Raw genomic sequence first — 20,327 nt, 5'->3', positions numbered from 1 at the left:
AGAATCGTAATCTCACCACATATATTTACTGGTTCAGTCAGATATCGGGCCGGCCCGTCGGCGTCTCCGAACGACGACGGCGCTTCACAAACAGTTCTCGAGGTTCGTCGAAACGGGCGTTATCGATCCGAGTGGGTGCCCAGCTTTCGCTTCGTGTAGGGCTTCAGCCCGCCGGCGTCGACGAGCTCCTGGAGAAAGTCGGGGAGTGATTCCGCCCGATACTCCTCGTTCGTCTCGTGGTTGGTGACCGCGCCAGTGTCGACGTCGACGGAGATGCGATCGCCGTCGCCGATGCAGTCGGCGTCGGGGAAGATCAGGACCGGGAGGCCGATGTTGATCGCGTTCCGGAAGAAGATCCGGGCGAACGACTGCGCCACGACGGCCTCCACGCCCGCGCCACGCAGCGCGAGCGGGGCGTGTTCGCGGGAGGACCCGGAGCCGAAGTTCTCGCCGGCGACCACGAAGTCGCCCGGCCGGACCGCGCCCGCGAATTCGGGTCTGAGGTCGTTGAAGGCGTGGTCGGCGAGTTCGTCCGGGTCAGACGAGACGAGAAACCGTGAGGGCGTGATCTGGTCGGTGTCGACGTCGTCGCCGAAGACCCACGCGCGCCCGGGCTCGGCGTCCGTCATCGGACCACCCCGAGGTCCGTCGTGGCGTGATCGTCGTACCGATTCGTCCGAACCGTCCGGGGATCGGTGATCTCGCCGTACAGCGCGCTGGCGCCCGCCGTCGCCGGACTCGAGAGGTAGACGCGGCTGTCCATCGAACCCTCCCGTCCGGGGAAGTTGCGGTTCGCCGTCGCCAGGCAGACGTCGTCGTCGCCGAGCACGCCCTGGTGGTAGCCCGCACAGGCGCCGCAACCGGCGCTCTGGACCATCGCCCCGGCGTCGATCAGCGTCTCCAGCACGCCGGTCGAGAGGCACTGCTCGTAGACCGTCCGCGAGGCCGGGACGACGATCAGTCGGGTGTTGGGGGCCACGCACTCGCCCTCGAGGATGTCGGCGACGACGCGAATATCCTCGTAGCGGCCGTTCGTGCAGGTGCCGACGAATATCTGGTCGATCCCGGTCCCGGCGACGGCCCCGACGTCGACCGCGTTCTCGGGATTGGACGGCTTCGAGACCTGCGGCGCGAGGTCGCCCGCCTCGTAGGTGTAGGAGGCGACGTAGCTCACGTCATCGTCGCTCGAAAGCGAGGGATCGATCGAGACGTCGAGGTCGGCCTGGGCCGCGAGGAAGTCGGCGACGCGATCGTCGGGCTCGACGATCCCCGCCTTGCCGCCCATCTCGATCGCCATGTTCGCGAGGACGAGTCGCTGGTGGATGGGGAGCGATTCGATCGCGCTGCCGCCGTACTCGGCGGTCATGTACGTCGCCCCGTCGAACTCAACGTCGCCGATGAACGTGAGGATGAGGTCCTTCGCGTAGACGCCGTCGGGGAGGTCGCCCGCGACCTCGAATCGGATCGTCTCGGGGACGCGAAACCAGAGTTCGCCGGTCGCGAGCGCCGTTCCCAGGTCAGTCGAGCCGACGCCGGTTCCCAGCGCGCCGATCCCGCCGAACGTGGTCGTGTGCGAATCGGCGCCCACGACGAGGGAGCCCGGTTCGGCGAACCCCTCCTCGATCAGCACCTGGTGGCAGATGCCGTCGTCGATCTCGTACTGGTGGGCGCCCTGGGCCGCCGCGAAGTCCCGCACGATGTTGTGATTGTTCGCCGCTTCGACGCCGTCGGCCGGCGCGTGGTGATCGAGCGTGAAGACGGTCCGCTCTGGCGCGACCAGCGTTCCGTCCTCGTCCGTCACCGCCTCGAAGGCGTCGATCGCCAGCGGCCCGGTCACGTCGTGGGCGAACATCGCGTCGAGATCGGCCTCGACGAAGTCGCCGGCCGTGACGTCCGCCCCCGCTTTCCGCGAGAGGATCTTCTCGGTGATGGTCTTTGCTGTCATTGGGTGGTCTCTCGTCTCGGCCGTTCGTTCGCGATCGGTATCACTGCTGTGGCGTCGTATCGCCGCCGGTGGCAGCCAGCACCTGCGCTCTCGTGCCGCCCATCAGGGCGTGACTCGGCGCCCCGAGGTCGAGCCGCTTGGCGACGTCCCGCGCGACCGCCAGGAGGCGATCGGCGTCGACGCCGGTCTCGATCCCCATATCCTGGAACATGTTCACGAGATCCTCGGTCGGCGTGTTTCCGACGTCGGTGAGCTCGCCGGGCAGGATGGTGCCGCCGCCGAGCCCGCAGACCGACGCGTCGAACCGGTCGACGCCACACTGGAGCGCGGCGAGCGTGTTGGCCAGGCTCATCCCGTTCGTGTCGTGGAGGTGGAGGCCGACGTCCGCGTCCGGATGGGCGTCGAACACCGCCCGCAGAGTCTCAGTCACCTGCCGGGGATCGGCCATGCCCATCGTCGTCGCGAGCGTCACCTCGTCGACGCCGGCCTCGAGGACGCGATCGACGACCGACAGCGTCCGCTCGCGGTCGATCCGGCCCTCGTAGGGACAGAAGAAGCTCGTCCCGATCCCCGCCTCGACCTCGACGTCCGTGCCGTCTGCCAGCTCGACGATCGCCTCGACTTCCGCGAGGTTCTCCGCCAGGGTCATCCCCTGGTTCTTCTCGCGGTAGGCGTCGCTGACGACGACCAGCGCGTTGACCTTGTCCACGTCGGCCGCGATCGCACGCTCCATCCCGACGGCGTTCGGCACGAGCGCCCGGTAACAGACGTCCTCGCGGCGCTCGATGCGCGCTGCGACCTCGTCGGCGTCCCGGAGGCTCGGAACGGCCTTCGGGTGCGTGAACGAGGTGAACTCGATCTCGTCGACGCCGGTCGTCGAGAGCGCGTCGACGATCTCGACTTTCTCCTCGGTCGGGACGAAGTCGGGATAGCGCTGGAAGCCGTCCCGCGGGAGCATCTCGACGACGGTGGCGCGCTCGGGGAGGTCCATCAGATGACCTCCTCCGATTCGAGGGCCGCGACGAGGTCGTCGTCGTAGCCGAGGACGTCGCCGAACACTTCGTCGTTGTGCTCGCCCAGGTCGGGCCCGAGGTACTCGACGTGCCCGGGCGTCTCGCTGAACTTCGGGATCGCGTTCTGGACCTGCGCCTCGCCGAGGTCGTCGTCATCGACGGTCACGACTGCGTCTCGGGCCTGATAGTGTTCGTCCTCGAGGATGTCTTCGACGTTGTAGACCGGCGCGATGGTCGCGTCGTGTTCCTCGAACGCCTCGAGTACCTCCTCCCTGGTGTGGTCGGTCATCCACTCCTGAATGATCGCGTCGAGTTCTTCGACGTTCTCCAGGCGGCTCTCGTTGTCGGCGAAACGCGGATCGTCCTTGAGGTCGGGGCGACCGATGGCGTCGAACGTCCGCATCGCGAGCGGCTGGGCGCTCGCCGCGAGCGCGACCCACCGGTCGTCCTTTGTCCGGTAGACGTTTCGCGGGGCCGACGATGTCGAGCGGTTGCCCGACCGCCGGGCGATCTCGCCGGTCTGGTCGTACGTGAGCGGGAACGGCCCGATCAGGTTGAAGATCGGTTCGATGAGGCTCACGTCGACCACCTGGCCGGAGCCGCCGTTGACGTCGCGGTGGTAGAGGGCGAACATGACCGAGAAGGTCGCGTACAGCGCGGCGATGTTGTCGGCCAGCCCCGTCGGCGGGAGCAGCGGTTCGCGGTCCTCGAAGCCGTTGACGTAGGCGAAGCCGCTCATCGCCTCGGCGAGCGTGCCGAAGCCCGGCTTCTCGGCGTACGGCCCCGTCTGCCCGAAGCCGGACATGCGCAACATGACCAGGCCGGGGTTCTCGGCGGAGAGCGTCTCGTAGCCGAGGTTCCAGCGTTCGAGCGTGCCCGGCCGGAAGTTCTCGATCAGCACGTCGGCTTCCGAGACGAGGTCGCGGAAGACGGTCTGGCCGCGCTCGGCGGAGATATCGAGCGTGACCGACCGTTTGTTCCGACTCAGGTACTTGTGCCACGTGCCGGTGCCGTCCGCCTGGGTCCCGAAGTTCCGGATGTGATCGCCGTGTTCGGGGTGTTCGATCTTGATCACGTCCGCGCCGAAATCGGCGAGGAATCGACCGACGGTCGGCCCGGAGATCATCGATCCGACTTCCACGACGGTCAGGCCTGCGAGCGGGCCGGTTTCGTTGGATGACATTGTCGTCTGGGATGAGTGTGTGTTGGTTGGTGCCACGATAGGCGTTAGATCGGCCGGTCGACGTGCGTTCCGGAGCCGGGCTCGGCGAGCACGTCGCCGTCCTCGTAGGCGACCTCGCCGCCGGCGATGGTGTGGGTCGGCCACCCGGTGACGTCCCGGCCCTCGTAAATCGAGTAGTCGCCCGCGCTCTGGAGCAACTCCGGCGTGACCGTCTTCGTCTCGTCCAGGTCGACGACGGCCAGGTCCGCGTCGCTCCCGACCCGGATCGCCCCCTTCTTCGGGTAGAGGTTCCATGCCCTCGCCGTGTTCGTACTCGTCACCGCGACCGCCCGTTCGAGGTCGATCCTGCCCTCGTCGACCCCTTCCGAAAGGATCAGTGGCAGCATCGTCCCCGTCGACGGGAAGCCGAGCTGACTGTCGCGGATCGTCTCGCCGAGTTTGTCCTCGGTCTCGTTCGCGCAGTGGTCGGTGCCGATGCAGGAGATGGTGCCGTCGGCGACCCGTTCCCACAGCGTCTCGCGATCCTCCGGCCCTCGGACGGGCGGGTTGACCTTCATTCGGTCGTCGCACTCCTCGGCGGTGAGCGTCAGGTAGTGCGTGCAGGTCTCGCCGGTCACGCCGTAGCCGGCGTCCTGGAGCGCCGCCAGTTCGTCGGCCGTCCGGCCGGCGCTGACGTGGACCGCGTAGAAACTGTCGTCGTAGTCGTGCTGTTTCGCGAGGCTGGCCCCGGCGACCAGGCTCTGGGCCTCGGCGTAGTCGGGGAACTCCTCGACGAGCGTCCCGTAGTCCGCCGACGCGGCGTCCGCGTCGGACTCCGTCTCGACGTAGGGATTGCCGCCCGCGAGCGCGTTAGTGATCTCGACGTTCTCCGAGTGGTAGCCGAGCGTCGTCGGCGCCTCCTGCTCGGCGAGGGTCTCGATGAACGCGTTCCCGAAGTCGTCTCGCATCTCGCAGTCGACGCCGAACTTCTCGCTGGCGGCGTACTTGTAATTCATGTACCACTTGAACGTGGTGATGCCGAGCTCGTCGACGATCGTCGGGATCTCCTCGACGTGCTCGAACGAGAGCAGGCCCAGCGAGAAGAAGTAATCGTGGCGGTAGTTCGCCTCGGCCACCTCGAAGTAGTCGTCCATGATCTCCGGGTACGACCCCGGCCGGCGGAAGAAGTTCCCGATCGTCGTCACGCCGCCGACGAGGTCCGACCGGCTCTCGGTGTTCGCGTCGTCGGCCAGCGAGTTGTAGATCCCGTGGTGAGTGTGGGGGTCGATCGCGCCCGGCAGGACGTAGTTGCCGTCGGCGGGGACCACGGTGTCGGCCTCGAACGAGTCGTGATCGCCGATCGCGGCGATCGTCCCGTCGTCGACGGCGATATCCGCCTCGAACCGATCCGACGCCGTCACGACCGTCCCGCCGCTGACGACGAGGTCGTAGGTCACGACGGATCACCCGGGTTCTCGACGTACCGTTCGACCTCTTCGGTCTCCAGCACCTCGGCGTACTTCATCCACATGTCGAGCAGGCCGATCTTGTGGGACGCCTGGATGCGATCGAAGATGCACTCCTGCGGGAGGACGACGTCGAACCCGTGCTGCTGGGCGTCGACGGTGGTCGCCCGCACGCAGCCGCTCGTCGAATTGCCGACCACGATCAGCGTGTCGACGTCCGCTCGATTGAGGCGGGCGAGAAGGTCGGTCCCGTAGAAGGCGCTCGCGTAGCTCTTGTCGACGACGAGGTCGTCGGGTTCGGGCGCCACGGGATCGACGATCTGTAGGTCCTCGTGGTCCGGATCGTCGTACGATGACGGGACGACGCGGGTGTATCCGACCGGTACGTCGTGGTCGCGGGCGTGAGCGAGGAAGTCCCCGATCCGGTCGACGGCGTCCCAGGCGATTTCGCCCATCGCCGTCCGGTGTGTCTCGATGGCCTCGAGGATCGGGACGTCGTCGCCCACGATCAGTTTCTGGACGTCGATCACCAGGACCATCGGGTTCGAGCCGAGCCCGCGGGACTCCCAGGAGGAGGCGCCGCCCTCGTCGTACCCGGCCGCTTCGATAACCTGTTTGTCCTGCTCGGAGAGCAGGTCGTCCCAGATGTGCGTGGTCATGCGTGACGGTATCTCTCGATGCAGAGCGCACGCACATGAATCATTCGGGTACTCGCCCCTCGACGTGATGGGAGTCGACGCTCGGCACGGAGGACGTGGGTCGTCGGCACTCCCGATAGTCGGTCGTCGCCACTCCGGAGCGTCGGTCGTCGGGACGCGGGTGATTGATCGCCGAGCGGGGCTGGCGCTGGTCGTGACTCGGGACGGTGACGGTCGGTCGAAATTCGAGCGGCGACCGCGAGTGCGCGGCGCCGTCGATCGAGTCAGTGCGATCAGTAATTGAGCGGGACGCCCTCGGGCGAGGTGTAGTAGTTGACGAGGTTCGCGTCGACGCGCAGGAAGCCGTAGAAGCCGTTGTCGTGGGGCTTGATCGGCCCGTGGTGGATCCAGGCGGGTCGCCAGAAGTAGTCGCCCTCCTCCATCATGCCGCGGCCTTCCAGCTCGACGCCGCCCTCGAGGATGTAACAGCTCTCCGCGACGTCGTGGTGGACCTGGCGCTCCTCCATCCAGACCTCCGCCTTGCAGAGGAAGGTCGTGGCACCGGAGACCTCGTCGTGCCAGAGCCAGATGCTCTCGAGGCCGTCGCCGGGACCCTCCTTCGGCGTGATCTCCCACTCCATCTCCTTCGGATCGACGTGGGTGATCTCGTCTTCGGGGGCGTGCCAGTACCGGTGGCCGTCGTGATCGCCGTCGCCGTCGAGGGCGCTATCCGACGTCCAGAGGAGTCGCGTCTCGCTCTGGGCGGCCATCGAGACCGGCATCTCGTCCGGGACGCGAAGGTACGACGTTTCGTCGAGCTCGTACCCCTCGACGGTCAGGTTCCCCTCGATGACGAACAGCTCCTGCACCGTCGGGAACGTCACCGACTCCGTCGCCCACCCTTGGGGGAGGACGACTTCGCGAGTGAACGCGCCCGTTCGCTCGTCGATCGAGAGCACCTTGTTTCGAAACGCCGGGAGTTCGCCGGACAGGGACTCTTCCTGCCACGGATACTCCTCGTTGCGGGCGTATTCGATGTGTTCGCGGTCGATCGCCTCCTCGTAGGTCGGCTCCGGGAGCGAACCCTCACCTGTCGTATCGACCCATGCTGGGTTAACGCGCATTGCCAACGCTAAATTGAGCAAATACGTATATAGTTCTTTGGAGGATCGACCCCGTCCGCCGCGACCGCCGCCACCCCACGCCACCGAGGCCTGCCAGTCGACACGGTCCCGCCGCCACGCAATCACGCTGGACACCGTCCCGGCGCCCGCAGTCACACTGAACTGACACTGATTCGGTGCGGACACAGTCTCCCCGTCTCGTCCCGAACCCCGGCGCTGCTCACGGCACCGCTCCGGGGCCGCCGGTCCGGACGACGTGGCAGCCGCGGACGACAGGCCCGGATACCGCCGGGGGCGGCGGAACGGCGAACACACCCCCAATCGTTGACAGTGTCGAATGTTATTTATGGACCGACGAATCACGAAGTGACATGGTAACTGTCGGAGATCCGGCGCCAGACTTCACTGCACCGCTCGCGAACGGCGAAGTGGAGGAGAGCTTCACACTCAGCGAGAACCTCGACGACGCACCGATCGTCCTCGCGTTCTTCCCGGGCGCGTTCTCGACGGTCTGTATGAGCGAGATGAACGAGTTCAACGCTCGGCTGTCCGACTTCGAGGCGGAGGGCGCGTCGATCTACGGGATCAGCGCCGACCTGCCCTTCTCGCTGAACGAGTTCAAGGCCCAGCTCGATCTCGGGTTCGACCTGATCAGCGACTTCAACACGGACATCGCCTCGAAGTACGACGCCGACATCGAGTCCGAACTGCTCGGCTTCGACATCACGTCCCGGGCCGTCTTCGTCATCGACGGCGACGGCGAGATCGTCTTCTCCTGGGACGGCGATCCGAGCAACGAACCCGACTACGAGGCCGTGTACGACGCCGTCCAGAGCGCGTAACGTCCGCGTACCTGGTCACCACCCTACCGGGGTACGTAGCCACCATCCCACCGCTGTATCCGGTCACCATCCCACCCTTGTACCCGGTCGCCTTCCCGCGCGACCGTTCCACTTCTCGCTGCCGACAACCGATCGCCGTCGTCGGCGTCTCCCGAAGCGAACGGCTGGCCCACCCGCCGGGCCACCGATAGCGAACCCGAACGTGAATGATGTGAATAATTACCCTGGTTTAATTTACGAAACCGTAGCTGGTGGCGATAGATTTATAGGCGAAAGGCAGAGTGCTGGCGTGTATGGTAGCCAATCCCACGAGGCGACAGCTCACGATAGCCGCCGGCTCCGCGATCGGTGCGAGCCTGGCCGGGTGTCTCGGCGGCGACTCGGACGACGGCAGCTCCGAGGCCGTCCACCTCATGACCGACTACGGCAGCGACGCCTGGCAGACGAAGTGGAACGACGAGCTCATTCCGGCTTTCGAGGAGCAGTCGGATCACGAGATCAACCTGGAGGTCACCGGCGGCGGCTCCCAGGCGGAACAGCGGCTGTCGACGCTGGTGCAGTCCGGCGATCCACCGGACACGATCACGAACAACCACGCCGGCGTCGCCCAGAACGTCGCCGCGGGTCAGCTCCAGTCGGTCGACGAGATCAACGACGCGATGAGCGAGCTGGCCGGCGACCTCGTGGCGCCGCCCATCGAGTTCGGCGACGACGTCTACCAGGTGCCTCACGGCTACTACGAGGCCACGTTCCTCTACCGGGAGGACGTCTACGAAGCGCTCGACCTCTCGCCGCCGGAGACGTTCCAGGACCTGCTCGAGAACGCCCGAATCATCGACGAGTCCGACGAGTTCGATACGCGCGGGATCGGCGTCCCCGCCAGCAGCGGCCTGGTCATGGCGGACGCGTTCTTCCGGTCGCTGTACAACAACACGGCCAGCGCCCGGCTTCGCTGGGCGTCCGACTCCCAGGAAGAGGTCGAACTCTGGTTCCCGAAAGAGCCGGCCGTCGAAGTGCTCGAACTCGTCTCCGAGCTGGCCGCGTACTCGCCGGATCCGTCACAGATCGGCTTCGCCCAGGGGCTCGAGGACTGGGGCGCCGGCAGCTACGCCCAGCAGATCCACCTGAACATGTGGCCCGCCGGCGTCGCGGCCGCCATCGATCCCGAGATCGCGCGGAACACGGGCGTCAGTCACATCCCGCTCCAGGCGGGCGTCGCGAAGGAGGACACGCTCCTCGTCAACGAGGTCAACGGCTACTTCGTCTTCGACGGCGGTGGCAATACGGCCGGCGCGCGGGAGTTCATCGAGTGGCTGTACACCGACGACCTCGAGCGCCTCGCCGGCGTCTACGAACCCGCACCGATGCGCTTCCTCCCCACGCACGAGGGCGTCCTCGAGTCCGACGCCTACCAGAGCATCAGCCACTTCCAGGAGTTTCCCAGCCACCTCGAAAAACTCCAGCAGGTCCAGGAGATCAGCGACGAGTACGTCCACAACGACTGGGACGGCGTCACGCCGATCCGCACCGTCGAGGGAATCTACCTGCGACAGGGCTACCAGCTCGGCGAGATGCTCCACGAGGTCCTCGTCGCCGGCATGGATCCGGAGGAAGCCTACGAGACGTACCGCTCGGAGATGGAGTCGCGACTCTCCGACGCCAAAGAGCGCTTCGAGTAACTCGCCTCCCGCCTCGTCGACCGCACCTCGCCCCCAGTTCGGTCGCATCGTCTCCCCGCGAGATCGACCCCGCCGATCGTCCACCGTCCTCCCACCGTCGAATGCACCGCGACCCCGGTCGCCGCACCGATGTGCGCCCAGTTCCCAATGAACGAAGTGTTTTTATAGCGCGAATCGAAACACCGCTCCGATGGGAACAACGGAAGCAACTCGGTACCAGCGGTTCCGCTCGGTCCTCCGCCTGGACGGTGATCGAGAGGCCTTCTGGGGCGTCAGCAGCATCCTGCCGGTGTTAGTCATCTACAGCCTGATCTTCGGCTTGCCGATCCTCTTCGCCCTCTACGCCTCCGTCCACCGGATTCCGCTCCTGAATCCCGAGTGGGAGCTGGTCGGGTTCGAGAACTACGCCGAGGTGCTGGCCATGGACGACTTCTGGCACTCGCTCCGAACGGGGGTCGTGTTCACGGTCGGGAACACGATCTTCCAGATCGTCGTCGGCATCTGGATGGCCCTCGTCCTGAACCGCATCACCCGCGGGAAGCGCGTCCTCACGGCGATCATCTTCACGGCCTACCTGATTCCGACCGTCATCGTCGCCTTCTGGGCGCTGTACATGTTCGACCCGGACACGGGCGTCCTGCACATGGTCTTCGGGAACTGGCTCGGATTGTGGGAGGCCGACGCGTTCGCCCTCGGCAGTCCCGACTGGGCCATGCCGCTCGTCGTGCTGATCGGGTCCTGGAAGTTCTCGGTGTTCGTGACGATCCTGGCACTCGCGCAGTTGCGGGCGATTCCGGACCGGTACTACGAGGCCGCGAAGATCTGTCAGGCGAACCGGTGGCAGATGTTCCGCGACATCACCTGGCCGCGGATCAAGGGCATCGTCCTGGTCGCCGTCCTCCTGCGCGGGGTCTTCATGTTCAACAAGTATGATATCATCGCACAGTTAACCAACGGCGGGCCCGGATCGGTGACGGAAACGCTGCCGCTGTTGGCCTACGAGGTCACGTTCACCGACGGTAGTTACGGGCTCGGGAGTGCCATGTCGGTCGTTATGTTCCTCTTCCTGACGATCTCGGGCGTCATCTACTTCAAGCTCTTTAACCCCAGCGAGGAGGTGGAAACATGAAATCGCCGTTCTGGTACCTGAACAATCACTACGTGAGCGATCGAACGTACAATGTCGCGGTCTACGCGAGCGCGCTGGTCATGGCCTTCGTCGGCCTGTTCCCGATCTACTGGATGATCCAGTCGGCCTTCAAAACCAGGAGCGCGATCCTCGACGGCGTCTCGGCGTACCCCATGCCCGGTACGTTTACGCTCGAGAACTTCTCCGTGGTGCTGAGCGACGCGGTCATGGGTTACATTCTGAACACCGTGATCGTGACGTCCGGCACGATCGCGCTGACGAACGTCGTCGCCCTCGTCGCCGGTTACGGCCTCGCCAGGTTCCGCTTCCCGCTCAAGATGACGTTCGCCCGATTCCTGCTGCTGGGATACATGTTCAGCCCGATCGTGCTGGCGCTGCCGCTGTACATGATCTGGCGAAACCTGGGGCTGTTGAACACCCACTTCGGCCTCATCGTCGCGCTCACGGGGATCTCGCTCCCCTTTTCCGTGTGGCTGATGTGGAAGTACATCCAGACGATCCCGCGCTCGTACGAGGAGAGCGCCTGGATCGAGGGGGCCTCACGCTTCCGCGCGTTCCGCGACGTCGTCCTGCCCCAGACCAAGCCGGCGATCATCGCGACGACGCTGTTTTCCTTCGCGGTCGCCTGGAACGACTTCACCATCGCGCAGATCCTGCTCCCCCGCCAGGAGGCGACGACCTTCGCACCCGGCGTGCTGCGCCTCGTCAGGCAAGGCTTCGAGATCTCCTGGGCGGAGGTGATGGCCGTCTCGTTCGTGATGACGATTCCGCCGCTGCTGTTCGCCTACCTCCTGCAGAGCTACCTCCTGAAGGGCTTCCAGGTCCAGTCGCTCTGATCGCCCGTCGACGCGATCCCGCCGAACCGATTCTCGTCGGATCGAACACCGCCGATCGCTTCCGCCCATGCAAAAAATATATCGTCCAGTGCTCACGTGCATCTCCCATGGTCGACATTAGCGTCCGGAACATGTCCAAACATTTTACGACGGGTGACGGGACGATTGTCGCCGTGGACGAGATCGATCTCGACGTCGCGGACGGCGAGTTCGTCTCGCTCGTCGGACCCTCCGGCTGTGGCAAAACGACGACGATGCGCTGCATCGCCGGGCTCGAACTCCCGACAGCCGGGACGATCCGATTCGGCGATCGGGACGTGACTGATCTCGCGCCGCAGAAACGCGACGTCGCGCTGCTCTTTCAGGATATCGCGCTCTACCCGCACATGACGGTGGCCGAAAACATCGCGTACGGGCTCAAGATCTCCGGCGTGTCGGCGGACGAACGCCGAAAACGGGCTAAAGAGGCGGCCGAACGCCTGCACATCTCGGACCAGCTCGACAAGAGCCCGGCCGACCTCTCCGGCGGCCAGCAACAGCGCGCCGCGCTCGGCCGATCGCTCGTTCGCGACCCGGAAGTCTTCCTCTTCGACGAGCCGATGAGCGATCTCGACGCCAAACTCAAGCGGGAACTGCGCCCGGTGATCCAGCGGATCACCAAGAACATCGGCTGTCCCGTCATCTACGTCACGCACGACCAAGAGGAGGCGATGACGCTCTCGGACAGGGTCGCGGTGATGAACGAGGGCGAGATCGAACAGATCGACGAACCCAAGGCGCTCTACAACGACCCGGTGAGCGACTTCTCGGCCGGGTTCATCGGCCAGCCGACCACGCAGTTCTTCGCGGGAACCGCGGTCGACGGCGAGTCGGCGATCTCGGTCGAACTCGACGACGGATCCACGGTCGAGACGACCATCTCGTCGGCCACCCTGGACGGCTACGTCGACGAACCGGTCAAACTCGGTATTCGACCCCAGCACATCTCGGTGGGCAGCGACGGCGGCATTCCCGCCGAGCACTACCTCGACGAACCGCTCGGCGACGTCACCCACTCGTTCTTCGAGACGCCGGTCGGCGAGACGATCGCGGTCACCGACGCCGAGTTCGAGGGCAACGGCGGCACCTACGGCTTGCAGTTGGCGCCCGACCACGTGCAACTGTACGACCCCAGCTCCGGCGTCAGGATCGCCTGATCGCCGGCGGCTGGCGTAGTGGCGAACCGGCGCAGGGCCGTTCTGATCGGCGGACGTTGCGATTTCACTCTGTTCGTCGCAACGGCGCTGCACACTGTGCGGACCGGTGCACCGGAAAAATCGGCCGACGAGAACCAGTTCTACACAAGATATAAGGAACCGGGCCGACCTCGTTGGACCGTTCGAGACTATGAGCGTGAGAAAGGGGTACGTCGACACCGACGAGGGCCAGATTCACTACCGATACGGGGGCGAGTCACACGCCGGCGACCCGCCGGTGCTCTGTTTCCACCAGAATCCTTCGTCGTCACTGATGTTCGAGGACCTCATCCGCGGCCTCGAAGACGACTATCACGTCATCGCGTTCGACATACCCGGCTACGGCCAGTCCTACGAACCGGACGACGTCACGACGTTCAGTTACTACACCGACGTCCTGACGCAGGCGATCGACAACCTGGACGTCGACCGGTTCCACGTCCTCGGTCACCATACCGGGGCCGGGACCGGCGTCGAGATCGCGGTGAACGAGGCCGACCGGGTCGAGACGGTCTGTTTCATCGGCCCGCCGTACTTCAGCCGGGCGGAGCGCGAGGAGATCCTCGAAGATTCCTACGGCGAGTCGCCCGACGAGGCGGTTCCGCCGGTCGAACCGGACGGGCGCCACCTGCTGCACCACTGGGAGCTGTTCGACGGACAGCCCATCGACGCCGAAACCCAGCACCGGATGGCGCTCGACGCGCTGAACTCCCGAACCGGGGCCAAACAGGCTCACGGCGTCGGGCGAGATCAGAACTTCCCCGACCTGTTCGCCGAGATCGAGGTCCCGCGGCTCCTGATGGCCGCCGAGGGCGACCTGCTCTGGGAGGCGTTTTGCCGGGCGCGAGAGGACTATCCGGACGTGGACACCGTCGAGGTCGGCGGGGCGATGCTCGAACCGGTCGCCGACCCCGACTCGGTGACGTCGGAGGTACGCCGGTTCCTGCGCGAACACGGCTACTGAGACGCGGTTCACCGCCGTTGACGCCGCTTGCCCTGCTGCCACCGCGCCGCACCTGCCGACGCGTCCCGCCGCTGCCGTCGAGTCCGGTGCCGCCGCACACCACCGATGCCGTCACCCATCACACCATCTCGCTCACCACCGCTCCCGTCACGACCCATCCACATGCCACGCCACAACTCCCAGCCCACGAATCCAATCCCATGCCACGAGACCACGTAGAATTCCTGGATCCGACCACGCGCTCGTGGTCGGCGGACGAATCGGACGTCTTTCCCGCGGGAACGACGCAAAAAACGCTGTCTCGAGACCCCGAAACGGGTGAATCGACGCGACTGATATCGATCCCGGCCGGGGCGACGATGGCCCCAGCTGCGGCCACCTACGACGCCGAGCTGTTCGTCGTCGACGGCGGCCTTCGCGTCGATGGAACGAGACTGAATCGGTCGGGCCACGCGTTCGTGCCGGCCGACGTTCCCGTCTCCTACGAGACGACCGACGGGGCGCGGGTCCTGTACATGACCATCCAGCACGCCGACGATCACCCCGAACCCGAGCCCGTTCTCACCCGAACGGCCGAACTGTCGTGGGAACAGCCCCGGACGGAGGGGTTTCCCGCCGGCGCGGCTCGGAAGAGTCTCTATCAGGATCCGCGGACGGGCGCTTCGACGTGGCTGCTGGGCGTCCTGGCCCACTGGCGGGAGACGCGGCTCGAATCCCACCCGGTCGTCGAGGAGGCCTACCAGGTGCAGGGAACGATGGAATCGGACCAGGGCCACTTCTCCGCGGGGAAGTACTTCTGGCGGCCGCCCGACATCCCACACGGCCCGTTCTCGACCAGCACCGGCTGTCTCACGTTCTTCCGGACCGACGGCCCCCTGGAAACCGAATACGTGGCGGATACGGCCGACGACTGGTGAACCGGACCTCGATTCCGGCGACGAGGACCGGTGACCGAGTCCCCGCCGGGCGACGAAGTCTGGAACGAGGCCGCCCGAACCCGCTCAGATCGCCTCGCCGAGCGGGAAGTAGTTCCCCATGTCCGTCGTCCGGTGAGTCTCGAGGAAGAAGTCGAGCGACTCGACCCCCTCGATGCTTCGAACGTCGCCGATGTATTCGTCGACCTCGGCCAGGGTTTTGGCCAGCGCCACGGCGTAGATATCGAACGAACCGACGCCCGAACTGATGAACCAGAACGGCCGATCCTGGAGTTTTTCGGTGACGGTCGCCTTGGCGTCGACCGAGTCGTCGACGGACACGGAGACGCGAAGGACGTGCCAGTCGTGGCTCTCGGGGTTGAGCATGTAGAACGTCGACGTCGCGTCGAAGAGGTTCTGGACGCGGTAGCGCGTCCCCTCGCTACTCATGTTGTGGCCGCGACGCTCGAGCTCGGCCGCGATATCCGAGTACGGCGTCCGCGGATTGTCGGAGAGGATGCTCAGAATGATGCGGTCGATTTCGTCCAGGTCGTCCGAGGGGGAGTGGGTCATATCGGCCGTAGGACCGCTCGGGTCATATGTATTTGGCCGAGACCGACCGGATCGGGCCGTCGCCCGATCGTCGGACCATAGTGTGACGGCCGTACACCTGTAATCCATTCGAGTACGGTTGGTTAATTCGCGATATCAAGTAATACGGGAAACGAAATAACGAACTAAGTACGTTATAACACGCGAACGAGAATTGCGTGCCACAAAACGAGTTCGGAAATATACGCACGGCACCGCCCATCGTCGCGACGGAACTCGCAGCACGTTACGACCCGGTCGGCACCCGGTTCAACCAGGCTGCGTCCGGTCCCTACCGCTGGCATCGCAACGATCGCGGTACGGCCGACTGGTTTAACACAGGTGAGCGGTCGAGAAGCGAAATTCCCGGGGCGGAGCAGCAACGTGGAATCGGAAAATTAGGCAGCGAGCGTTATCCGTGCATCCTGCGCCAATCGTGGCGCCGTTCCTCCATCGACGAGTAGTACGTCATCACGCGAACGAGCTTCGACACGTCGATCTCGCAGCTGGTAACGTCGTCGTCCTCGTCGATGTCGAAGTCGAGGAGAAACGAGAGGCTCTCGAGGTGAACGGCGTTGATCTCCGAGGAGCCGGAGAGTTCGACGGACGTCTCTTCGTTCAGTTGAATCGTGTCGGACATGGTTAGAGGCTTTCCAGCACGGACACGGCCGCGTCGTACTTTCGTTCGGCGATCTCGTCGAGCGTGTCGAGTTCGTCCGGCGAGGCGAACCGTTTCATGATCAGCCGCCCCACGTGAATGTGGTCGCCCTCGTCGGCCGCGATGTCTCGCAGACTGGCGGTGATATCGGGGTAGTCGTCCTCGACGTACTCGCCGATCCGCTCGAGCGTTCGCGCGGCGATGATCTCCGTCGAACACTGCAAGCCGGCGGCGATGTGGTGGGGCTCGTCCCACTCGGTCGTCGTCCGGCACTTGCTCACGAACTTGTCGTAGTTCTCGCCCTCCCAGGTCGCCAGGTCGCAGGACGTACCCAGCTCCTCGGACAGGTTCGCCAGGATCCGGGCGTGTTTGACCTCGTCGCTGAGCTGTTTCCCGAGTCCGACGATGATGTCCCGGTCCCGGCCGTACGGTTCGCCCAGTTCGTACACCTGCGTCATCTGCCGGGCGGGCGGCAGCGTTCCGTTGTAGAACTCCCGCCAGGCCTGGGCGGGAAACTGCTTTTTCATCACCGCCTCGGGCCCGCCGAGACTATCGAAGTAGTCGTCGGTGAAGTTCTCGCGGACGGCCGTCGTCATCTTCTGGTTGTACGTCGAGGTCATATTCTCGACGAATGCTGATACCTCTTCATCCACGACAGACATGTCTGACTTCATCGCGCACGGTCGGATAGGCGTTTCGGTATCAGCAAGATATTGGGCCGCGGTGTGGACGGCGCGGCCGTAGGACACCCCGGATCCGTTCTAGCACATGGATACGTCGTCACCGCTCCGTTCGGCCGATCGCTCCACCGCGCCGTTCGCCGTGTCAGGGCGGTAGCCGGGACACCTAGCGCGGCTGCTCGTCGGTCGGTCCCGAATCCGATTCCGGCCGGGTAAAGACGCCCGTCTCGTAGGCGTTCTCCAGCGCTTCTTCCTGGACCTCCCGGATATCCGCGGGCGACCGAATCGGTTCGTCCGCGAAGGCGTCGGTCGGCCAGACCTCCTTCTCCTCCATGATCGACGTGTAGGTCCGGTACCGCGAGGTCGCCGGGACGTTCCACCCGATCCGTCCGGCGCGCTCCTCCCTCAGCGCTTCGAGTTCGACCGTTCCCGTCACCAGACTTTCGCCGGCGCCCTCGACCTGGGAAATGGTCTCGCCTTGCGGGCCGTAGATCGTCGAGTTACCCCGGAAGCGGAACTCGGGGCGCTCGCCGCCGAGCAGCTGCCCGGTATTCGACGCGATCAGGTACACCTGGTTCTCGAACGCCCGGACTTGCTTGCAGGCGTTGTAGCTCTCCTTGTAATCCTGCACCTCCCGGCCTTCGCCCGTCGGGTGACAGATAATTTCGGCGCCCTGGAGGGCCAGACAGCGCGTGACCTCGGCGTACCGGACGTCCGCGCAGGTCATACAGGCGAGTTTTCCGATCTCCGTATCGACGACCGGGTACAGCGCCTCGGGATCGCCGTCGTAGAAGTCCACGTACTCCTCGTAGAAGTCGCCCGGATTGGCGGAGATCGGGAGCCCGACCTGCGCGTCGTTGAGTTTGCGGTACTTCAGGATGAGGTCGCCGCTCGGCCCGACGATGAAGGCCGTGTTGAACACCTGTTCGGGCCAGTCCGGGTCCACCTCGTAGGTGGCCATGACGATGTGGGTGTCGTACTCTCGGGCTTTCTCCCCCACGATATCCGTGACGAACCCGGGGAGTTCGACGGCGACGTTCCGGTAGGCCTCGAGCGTTCGGTTCCGTGGAAAGTTCGTCAGGCAGGACTCGGGAAACACGATGAGTTTCGGCCCGTGGCCGCCGTTACACATGTAATCGACGTACCCCATGTACCGGTCGAGATTGCTCCGAATCGTCGCCTCGGCCGAGTCGGGATCGGTGACGTCGGCCGTCTCCATCTTGGGCTGTACGGCTGCGGCCCGGAAGCTCGTCTGTGTCATCTGTTCGCACTCTCCTTGCATTCGTCTTAAACCTATGGTCCGGGCGCCGTCGTTCGGGTCGCCGGGGCCGTTTCACCGCCGATCGAGTGCCATTTCGCGGAGCCGATCGGGCCAAAACCGCACCGATCGATTCTCAGTCCGCTCGTTCGAAGAGTTCGCCGCACGACACGGTCGCCGGGTCGACCCCGACCGTCGTGAGGACGTCCCACAGGGACGCGGTGTTGGCGGAGACCACCGGCTTTCCGAGGTCGGCTTCGAGATCCTCGATGACTTCCATCGTCCGGTAGTTCGTTCCGCTGATGACGACGGCGTCGGCCTCTGGCCGATCGGCGCGTTTCACGGCGCGGTAGATCGCCTCCGGGTGGACGGCGGCGATCTCGAACCCCTCCTCGATCGTGTGGCCGTCCATCGCCGCCACCGTGTAGCCGAACTCCCGAAGGTAGGATTCGAGCCGATCGTCGAACTTCGGGATGTACGGGGTCGCGACCGACACGCGCTCCGCGCCGAGGGTCTCCAGCGCGCGTCGAATCGACGACGACGCGGTGATCGCCGGGGCTCCGGCGATGTCCGTGATGGTCTCCGACATCTCCTCCTCGTACTCCCGGCCGTTGAGGAAACTGCCCGCCGTGACGCCGTAGAGGACGGCGTCCGGGTTCGCCGTCGCGAGCAACTCGGCGCAGCGGTTCACGTCCTCGTTCATCGAATTCGTGTTCTCCTCGCTCGTCTTCCCGCCGTGTCGGAGTCGCGAGGTCGCGATCGTCACTCCGTCGGGCGCGAGTTCGTGGAACTCCGGTTCCACCACCGTGTTGACGGAGGTCGTGATAACGCCGATCCGGGCCTTCCAGCCGTGCATATCGTCACCATCCGCCACGAAAAGCTTGTACTTTGTGGTCCGAGGAGCGAGCGACTCAGTGTTCGACGACCTGCGCCCGCATCTGTTCGGCGTCGCCGGTCGCGAAGACGCGCGTTTTCGACGTCGGAACGGACACCGTGACGTCGTCTCCCTCGGTTATCGAGAGGGGGTCGGCGGTCCGGACCAGGATCGACCGGCCCTCGATCTCGACCTCGTACTCGGTGAAGTCCTGCGTGAGGGATCTGGCGGTAATCGGTCCGGAGAAGACGTTCGCGTCGGCCGCCGACGACGAGGGGTCGTCGATCTGGCAGTGTTTGGGTCGGAAACAGACGGACACCTCGTCGCCGGGGGAGACGCCGGCCGAGTGATCGTCGGAGCGAATGTCGCCGATCGGCGTCGCTATCCGCATCTCGTCGACGGTCGACACCGTGCCGTCGATCGAGTTACACTGCCCCATGAACTGCATTGCAAAGTGGGTTTCCGGGCTGGCGTACAGGTCCTGTGGGGACCCGTGCTCGACGAATTCGCCGTCCCGGAGGATCGAGATCGTATCCGAGAGGTACATCGCTTCGTCCTGGGAGTGGGTGACGTACAGGACCGTGACCTCGAACTCCTTCTGAATGGCCTTGATCTCGCTTCGCATCTCCCGGCGGAGTTTCGCGTCGAGATTGGACAGCGGCTCGTCGAAGAGCAGTATCTCGGGCTCTGGGGCCAGCGCTCGCGCGATGGCGACGCGCTGCTGTTGACCGCCGCTGAGGTTCGTCGCGAGTTTGTCGCCCTCCGCTCCCAGGCCGACCACGTCGAGGAGGTAGCGAACCCGCTCCTGCTGTTCGTCTTTCGTCCCCCAGTTTTGCTTTTTCAGCGGATAGCGGACGTTCTGCTTGACGGTCATGTGCGGCCACACGGCGTACGACTGAAACACCATGCCGATGTTTCGCTTCCGGGTCGGAACCGTCATCCCGTTGTCGGCGTCACACACCAGTTCCCCGTCGAGCCAAATTTTCCCGGACGTGGGATCCTCGAGCCCCGCGATGCACTTCAGGAGCGTCGTCTTGCCGCACCCGCTCGGGCCGAGCAGCGTCTGTAACTTCCCCTCCTCGAGCGTGAAGTCGACGTCGCTCACGGCGACGAGGGCGCCGTACTTCTTCGTCAGGTTTTCGACTCGTAGCTTTGTCATTGTCCTCCTCCGTCGCGGCGGTACCCGGCACGCTCACTCGTGGGGTGACGTGCCGAGGGTTCGGGTTCCGCGAACACGGATAGGTCGTTCATCTGTGAGCAGTGTGAGCATATAGTAGTACTGGTCTTCACGGTCGCCG

At 65.1% G+C, this 20,327-nt stretch carries 20 protein-coding genes; 7 read left to right on the top strand and 13 right to left on the bottom strand.

The annotated features are described in order from the left end of the window. Positions 1–119: 119 nt before the first annotated feature. The 7 genes from MXA07_RS01885 to MXA07_RS01855 all read right to left on the bottom strand — a co-directional run bounded on the left by MXA07_RS01885 (position 120) and on the right by MXA07_RS01855 (position 7,348). Positions 120–629, bottom strand: coding sequence for a 3-isopropylmalate dehydratase small subunit (locus MXA07_RS01885; RefSeq protein ID WP_247730360.1), 510 nt, complete (start codon positions 627–629; stop codon positions 120–122). Further along, positions 626–1,945, bottom strand: coding sequence for a 3-isopropylmalate dehydratase large subunit (locus MXA07_RS01880; protein ID WP_247730359.1), 1,320 nt, complete (start codon positions 1,943–1,945; stop codon positions 626–628). The genes MXA07_RS01885 and MXA07_RS01880 overlap by 4 nt, the downstream gene beginning before the upstream one ends. A 40-nt stretch (positions 1,946–1,985) precedes the next feature. Next, on the bottom strand, positions 1,986–2,936 hold the full coding sequence (locus tag MXA07_RS01875) for a hydroxymethylglutaryl-CoA lyase (RefSeq protein WP_247730358.1): 951 nt from the start codon (positions 2,934–2,936) through the stop codon (positions 1,986–1,988). Beyond that, entirely contained in the window at positions 2,936–4,141 is a 1,206-nt protein-coding gene (locus MXA07_RS01870) for a CaiB/BaiF CoA transferase family protein (protein WP_247730357.1), read from the bottom strand. The genes MXA07_RS01875 and MXA07_RS01870 overlap by 1 nt, the downstream gene beginning before the upstream one ends. A gap of 44 nt (positions 4,142–4,185) precedes the next feature. Next, positions 4,186–5,577 carry a dihydroorotase gene (locus tag MXA07_RS01865; protein WP_247730356.1) on the bottom strand — a complete coding sequence of 464 codons (1,392 nt, stop codon included), beginning with the start codon at positions 5,575–5,577 and terminating at the stop codon, positions 4,186–4,188. After that, the gene (locus MXA07_RS01860) at positions 5,574–6,245 is read right to left on the bottom strand and encodes an isochorismatase family protein (protein ID WP_247730355.1); all 672 of its coding nucleotides are present in this window, start codon (positions 6,243–6,245) and stop codon (positions 5,574–5,576) included. The genes MXA07_RS01865 and MXA07_RS01860 overlap by 4 nt, the downstream gene beginning before the upstream one ends. Before the next feature lie 272 nt (positions 6,246–6,517). Further along, a complete protein-coding gene (locus tag MXA07_RS01855; RefSeq protein ID WP_247730354.1) occupies positions 6,518–7,348 on the bottom strand; it encodes a DUF4437 domain-containing protein in 831 nt (276 codons plus the stop codon). Between the two features lie 371 nt (positions 7,349–7,719). Between MXA07_RS01855 and MXA07_RS01850 the strand changes: the two genes are divergently transcribed. The 7 genes from MXA07_RS01850 to MXA07_RS01820 all read left to right on the top strand — a co-directional run bounded on the left by MXA07_RS01850 (position 7,720) and on the right by MXA07_RS01820 (position 14,971). Beyond that, complete coding sequence (locus MXA07_RS01850; protein ID WP_247730353.1) at positions 7,720–8,190, top strand: redoxin domain-containing protein; 471 nt, start codon at positions 7,720–7,722, stop codon at positions 8,188–8,190. Positions 8,191–8,483: 293 nt separating this feature from the next. Beyond that, positions 8,484–9,869, top strand: a complete 1,386-nt coding sequence (locus MXA07_RS01845) for an ABC transporter substrate-binding protein (RefSeq protein ID WP_247730352.1) — start codon at positions 8,484–8,486, stop codon at positions 9,867–9,869. A 190-nt stretch (positions 9,870–10,059) separates the two neighbouring features. After that, positions 10,060–10,998: a carbohydrate ABC transporter permease gene (locus MXA07_RS01840; RefSeq protein ID WP_247730351.1), complete on the top strand. Its 939-nt coding sequence runs from the start codon at positions 10,060–10,062 to the stop codon at positions 10,996–10,998. Beyond that, positions 10,995–11,855 (top strand): carbohydrate ABC transporter permease, encoded by an 861-nt coding sequence (locus MXA07_RS01835; protein WP_247730350.1) that lies wholly within the window; start codon positions 10,995–10,997, stop codon positions 11,853–11,855. The genes MXA07_RS01840 and MXA07_RS01835 overlap by 4 nt, the downstream gene beginning before the upstream one ends. A 107-nt stretch (positions 11,856–11,962) precedes the next feature. Continuing rightward, positions 11,963–13,051, top strand: coding sequence for an ABC transporter ATP-binding protein (locus MXA07_RS01830; RefSeq protein WP_247730349.1), 1,089 nt, complete (start codon positions 11,963–11,965; stop codon positions 13,049–13,051). 190 nt (positions 13,052–13,241) lie between these two features. Beyond that, the gene (locus MXA07_RS01825) at positions 13,242–14,054 is read left to right on the top strand and encodes an alpha/beta fold hydrolase (RefSeq protein ID WP_247730348.1); all 813 of its coding nucleotides are present in this window, start codon (positions 13,242–13,244) and stop codon (positions 14,052–14,054) included. Between the two features lie 200 nt (positions 14,055–14,254). Then, on the top strand, positions 14,255–14,971 hold the full coding sequence (locus MXA07_RS01820) for a DUF4437 domain-containing protein (protein ID WP_247730347.1): 717 nt from the start codon (positions 14,255–14,257) through the stop codon (positions 14,969–14,971). A gap of 84 nt (positions 14,972–15,055) precedes the next feature. Here MXA07_RS01820 and MXA07_RS01815 read toward each other — a convergent pair whose 3' ends face one another. The 6 genes from MXA07_RS01815 to MXA07_RS01790 form a co-directional block, all read right to left on the bottom strand. Beyond that, entirely contained in the window at positions 15,056–15,541 is a 486-nt protein-coding gene (locus MXA07_RS01815; protein ID WP_247730346.1) for an Lrp/AsnC family transcriptional regulator, read from the bottom strand. A gap of 430 nt (positions 15,542–15,971) precedes the next feature. Continuing rightward, complete coding sequence (locus MXA07_RS01810; RefSeq protein WP_247730345.1) at positions 15,972–16,199, bottom strand: hypothetical protein; 228 nt, start codon at positions 16,197–16,199, stop codon at positions 15,972–15,974. Positions 16,200–16,201: 2 nt separating this feature from the next. Further along, positions 16,202–16,879 carry a hypothetical protein gene (locus MXA07_RS01805; protein ID WP_247730344.1) on the bottom strand — a complete coding sequence of 226 codons (678 nt, stop codon included), beginning with the start codon at positions 16,877–16,879 and terminating at the stop codon, positions 16,202–16,204. Positions 16,880–17,063: 184 nt separating this feature from the next. After that, entirely contained in the window at positions 17,064–18,158 is a 1,095-nt protein-coding gene (locus MXA07_RS01800; RefSeq protein ID WP_247730343.1) for a nitrilase-related carbon-nitrogen hydrolase, read from the bottom strand. Between the two features lie 133 nt (positions 18,159–18,291). Further along, positions 18,292–19,011: a maleate cis-trans isomerase family protein gene (locus MXA07_RS01795; RefSeq protein ID WP_247730342.1), complete on the bottom strand. Its 720-nt coding sequence runs from the start codon at positions 19,009–19,011 to the stop codon at positions 18,292–18,294. A gap of 55 nt (positions 19,012–19,066) precedes the next feature. Continuing rightward, positions 19,067–20,188, bottom strand: coding sequence for an ABC transporter ATP-binding protein (locus MXA07_RS01790; RefSeq protein WP_247730341.1), 1,122 nt, complete (start codon positions 20,186–20,188; stop codon positions 19,067–19,069). Positions 20,189–20,327: the final 139 nt, after the last annotated feature.

It is taken from the genome of Halovivax limisalsi (genome assembly GCF_023093535.1).
GTDB lineage: Archaea > Halobacteriota > Halobacteria > Halobacteriales > Natrialbaceae > Halovivax > Halovivax limisalsi.
This window is presented reverse-complemented; position numbering and strand designations above follow the sequence as displayed.

What these genes read in the sequence shown, in the direction of transcription:
- MXA07_RS01820 (WP_247730347.1), top strand. Translation starts at nt 14,255, where the DNA reads ATGCCACGAGACCACGTAGAATTCCTGGATCCGACCACGCGCTCGTGG.
- MXA07_RS01880 (WP_247730359.1), bottom strand. Translation starts at nt 1,945, where the DNA reads ATGACAGCAAAGACCATCACCGAGAAGATCCTCTCGCGGAAAGCGGGG.
- MXA07_RS01835 (WP_247730350.1), top strand. Translation starts at nt 10,995, where the DNA reads ATGAAATCGCCGTTCTGGTACCTGAACAATCACTACGTGAGCGATCGA.
- MXA07_RS01860 (WP_247730355.1), bottom strand. Translation starts at nt 6,245, where the DNA reads ATGACCACGCACATCTGGGACGACCTGCTCTCCGAGCAGGACAAACAG.
- MXA07_RS01855 (WP_247730354.1), bottom strand. Translation starts at nt 7,348, where the DNA reads ATGCGCGTTAACCCAGCATGGGTCGATACGACAGGTGAGGGTTCGCTC.
- MXA07_RS01795 (WP_247730342.1), bottom strand. Translation starts at nt 19,011, where the DNA reads ATGCACGGCTGGAAGGCCCGGATCGGCGTTATCACGACCTCCGTCAAC.
- MXA07_RS01870 (WP_247730357.1), bottom strand. Translation starts at nt 4,141, where the DNA reads ATGTCATCCAACGAAACCGGCCCGCTCGCAGGCCTGACCGTCGTGGAA.
- MXA07_RS01790 (WP_247730341.1), bottom strand. Translation starts at nt 20,188, where the DNA reads ATGACAAAGCTACGAGTCGAAAACCTGACGAAGAAGTACGGCGCCCTC.
- MXA07_RS01815 (WP_247730346.1), bottom strand. Translation starts at nt 15,541, where the DNA reads ATGACCCACTCCCCCTCGGACGACCTGGACGAAATCGACCGCATCATT.
- MXA07_RS01840 (WP_247730351.1), top strand. Translation starts at nt 10,060, where the DNA reads ATGGGAACAACGGAAGCAACTCGGTACCAGCGGTTCCGCTCGGTCCTC.
- MXA07_RS01850 (WP_247730353.1), top strand. Translation starts at nt 7,720, where the DNA reads ATGGTAACTGTCGGAGATCCGGCGCCAGACTTCACTGCACCGCTCGCG.
- MXA07_RS01800 (WP_247730343.1), bottom strand. Translation starts at nt 18,158, where the DNA reads ATGACACAGACGAGCTTCCGGGCCGCAGCCGTACAGCCCAAGATGGAG.
- MXA07_RS01825 (WP_247730348.1), top strand. Translation starts at nt 13,242, where the DNA reads ATGAGCGTGAGAAAGGGGTACGTCGACACCGACGAGGGCCAGATTCAC.
- MXA07_RS01830 (WP_247730349.1), top strand. Translation starts at nt 11,963, where the DNA reads ATGGTCGACATTAGCGTCCGGAACATGTCCAAACATTTTACGACGGGT.
- MXA07_RS01885 (WP_247730360.1), bottom strand. Translation starts at nt 629, where the DNA reads ATGACGGACGCCGAGCCCGGGCGCGCGTGGGTCTTCGGCGACGACGTC.
- MXA07_RS01805 (WP_247730344.1), bottom strand. Translation starts at nt 16,879, where the DNA reads ATGTCTGTCGTGGATGAAGAGGTATCAGCATTCGTCGAGAATATGACC.
- MXA07_RS01810 (WP_247730345.1), bottom strand. Translation starts at nt 16,199, where the DNA reads ATGTCCGACACGATTCAACTGAACGAAGAGACGTCCGTCGAACTCTCC.
- MXA07_RS01875 (WP_247730358.1), bottom strand. Translation starts at nt 2,936, where the DNA reads ATGGACCTCCCCGAGCGCGCCACCGTCGTCGAGATGCTCCCGCGGGAC.
- MXA07_RS01845 (WP_247730352.1), top strand. Translation starts at nt 8,484, where the DNA reads ATGGTAGCCAATCCCACGAGGCGACAGCTCACGATAGCCGCCGGCTCC.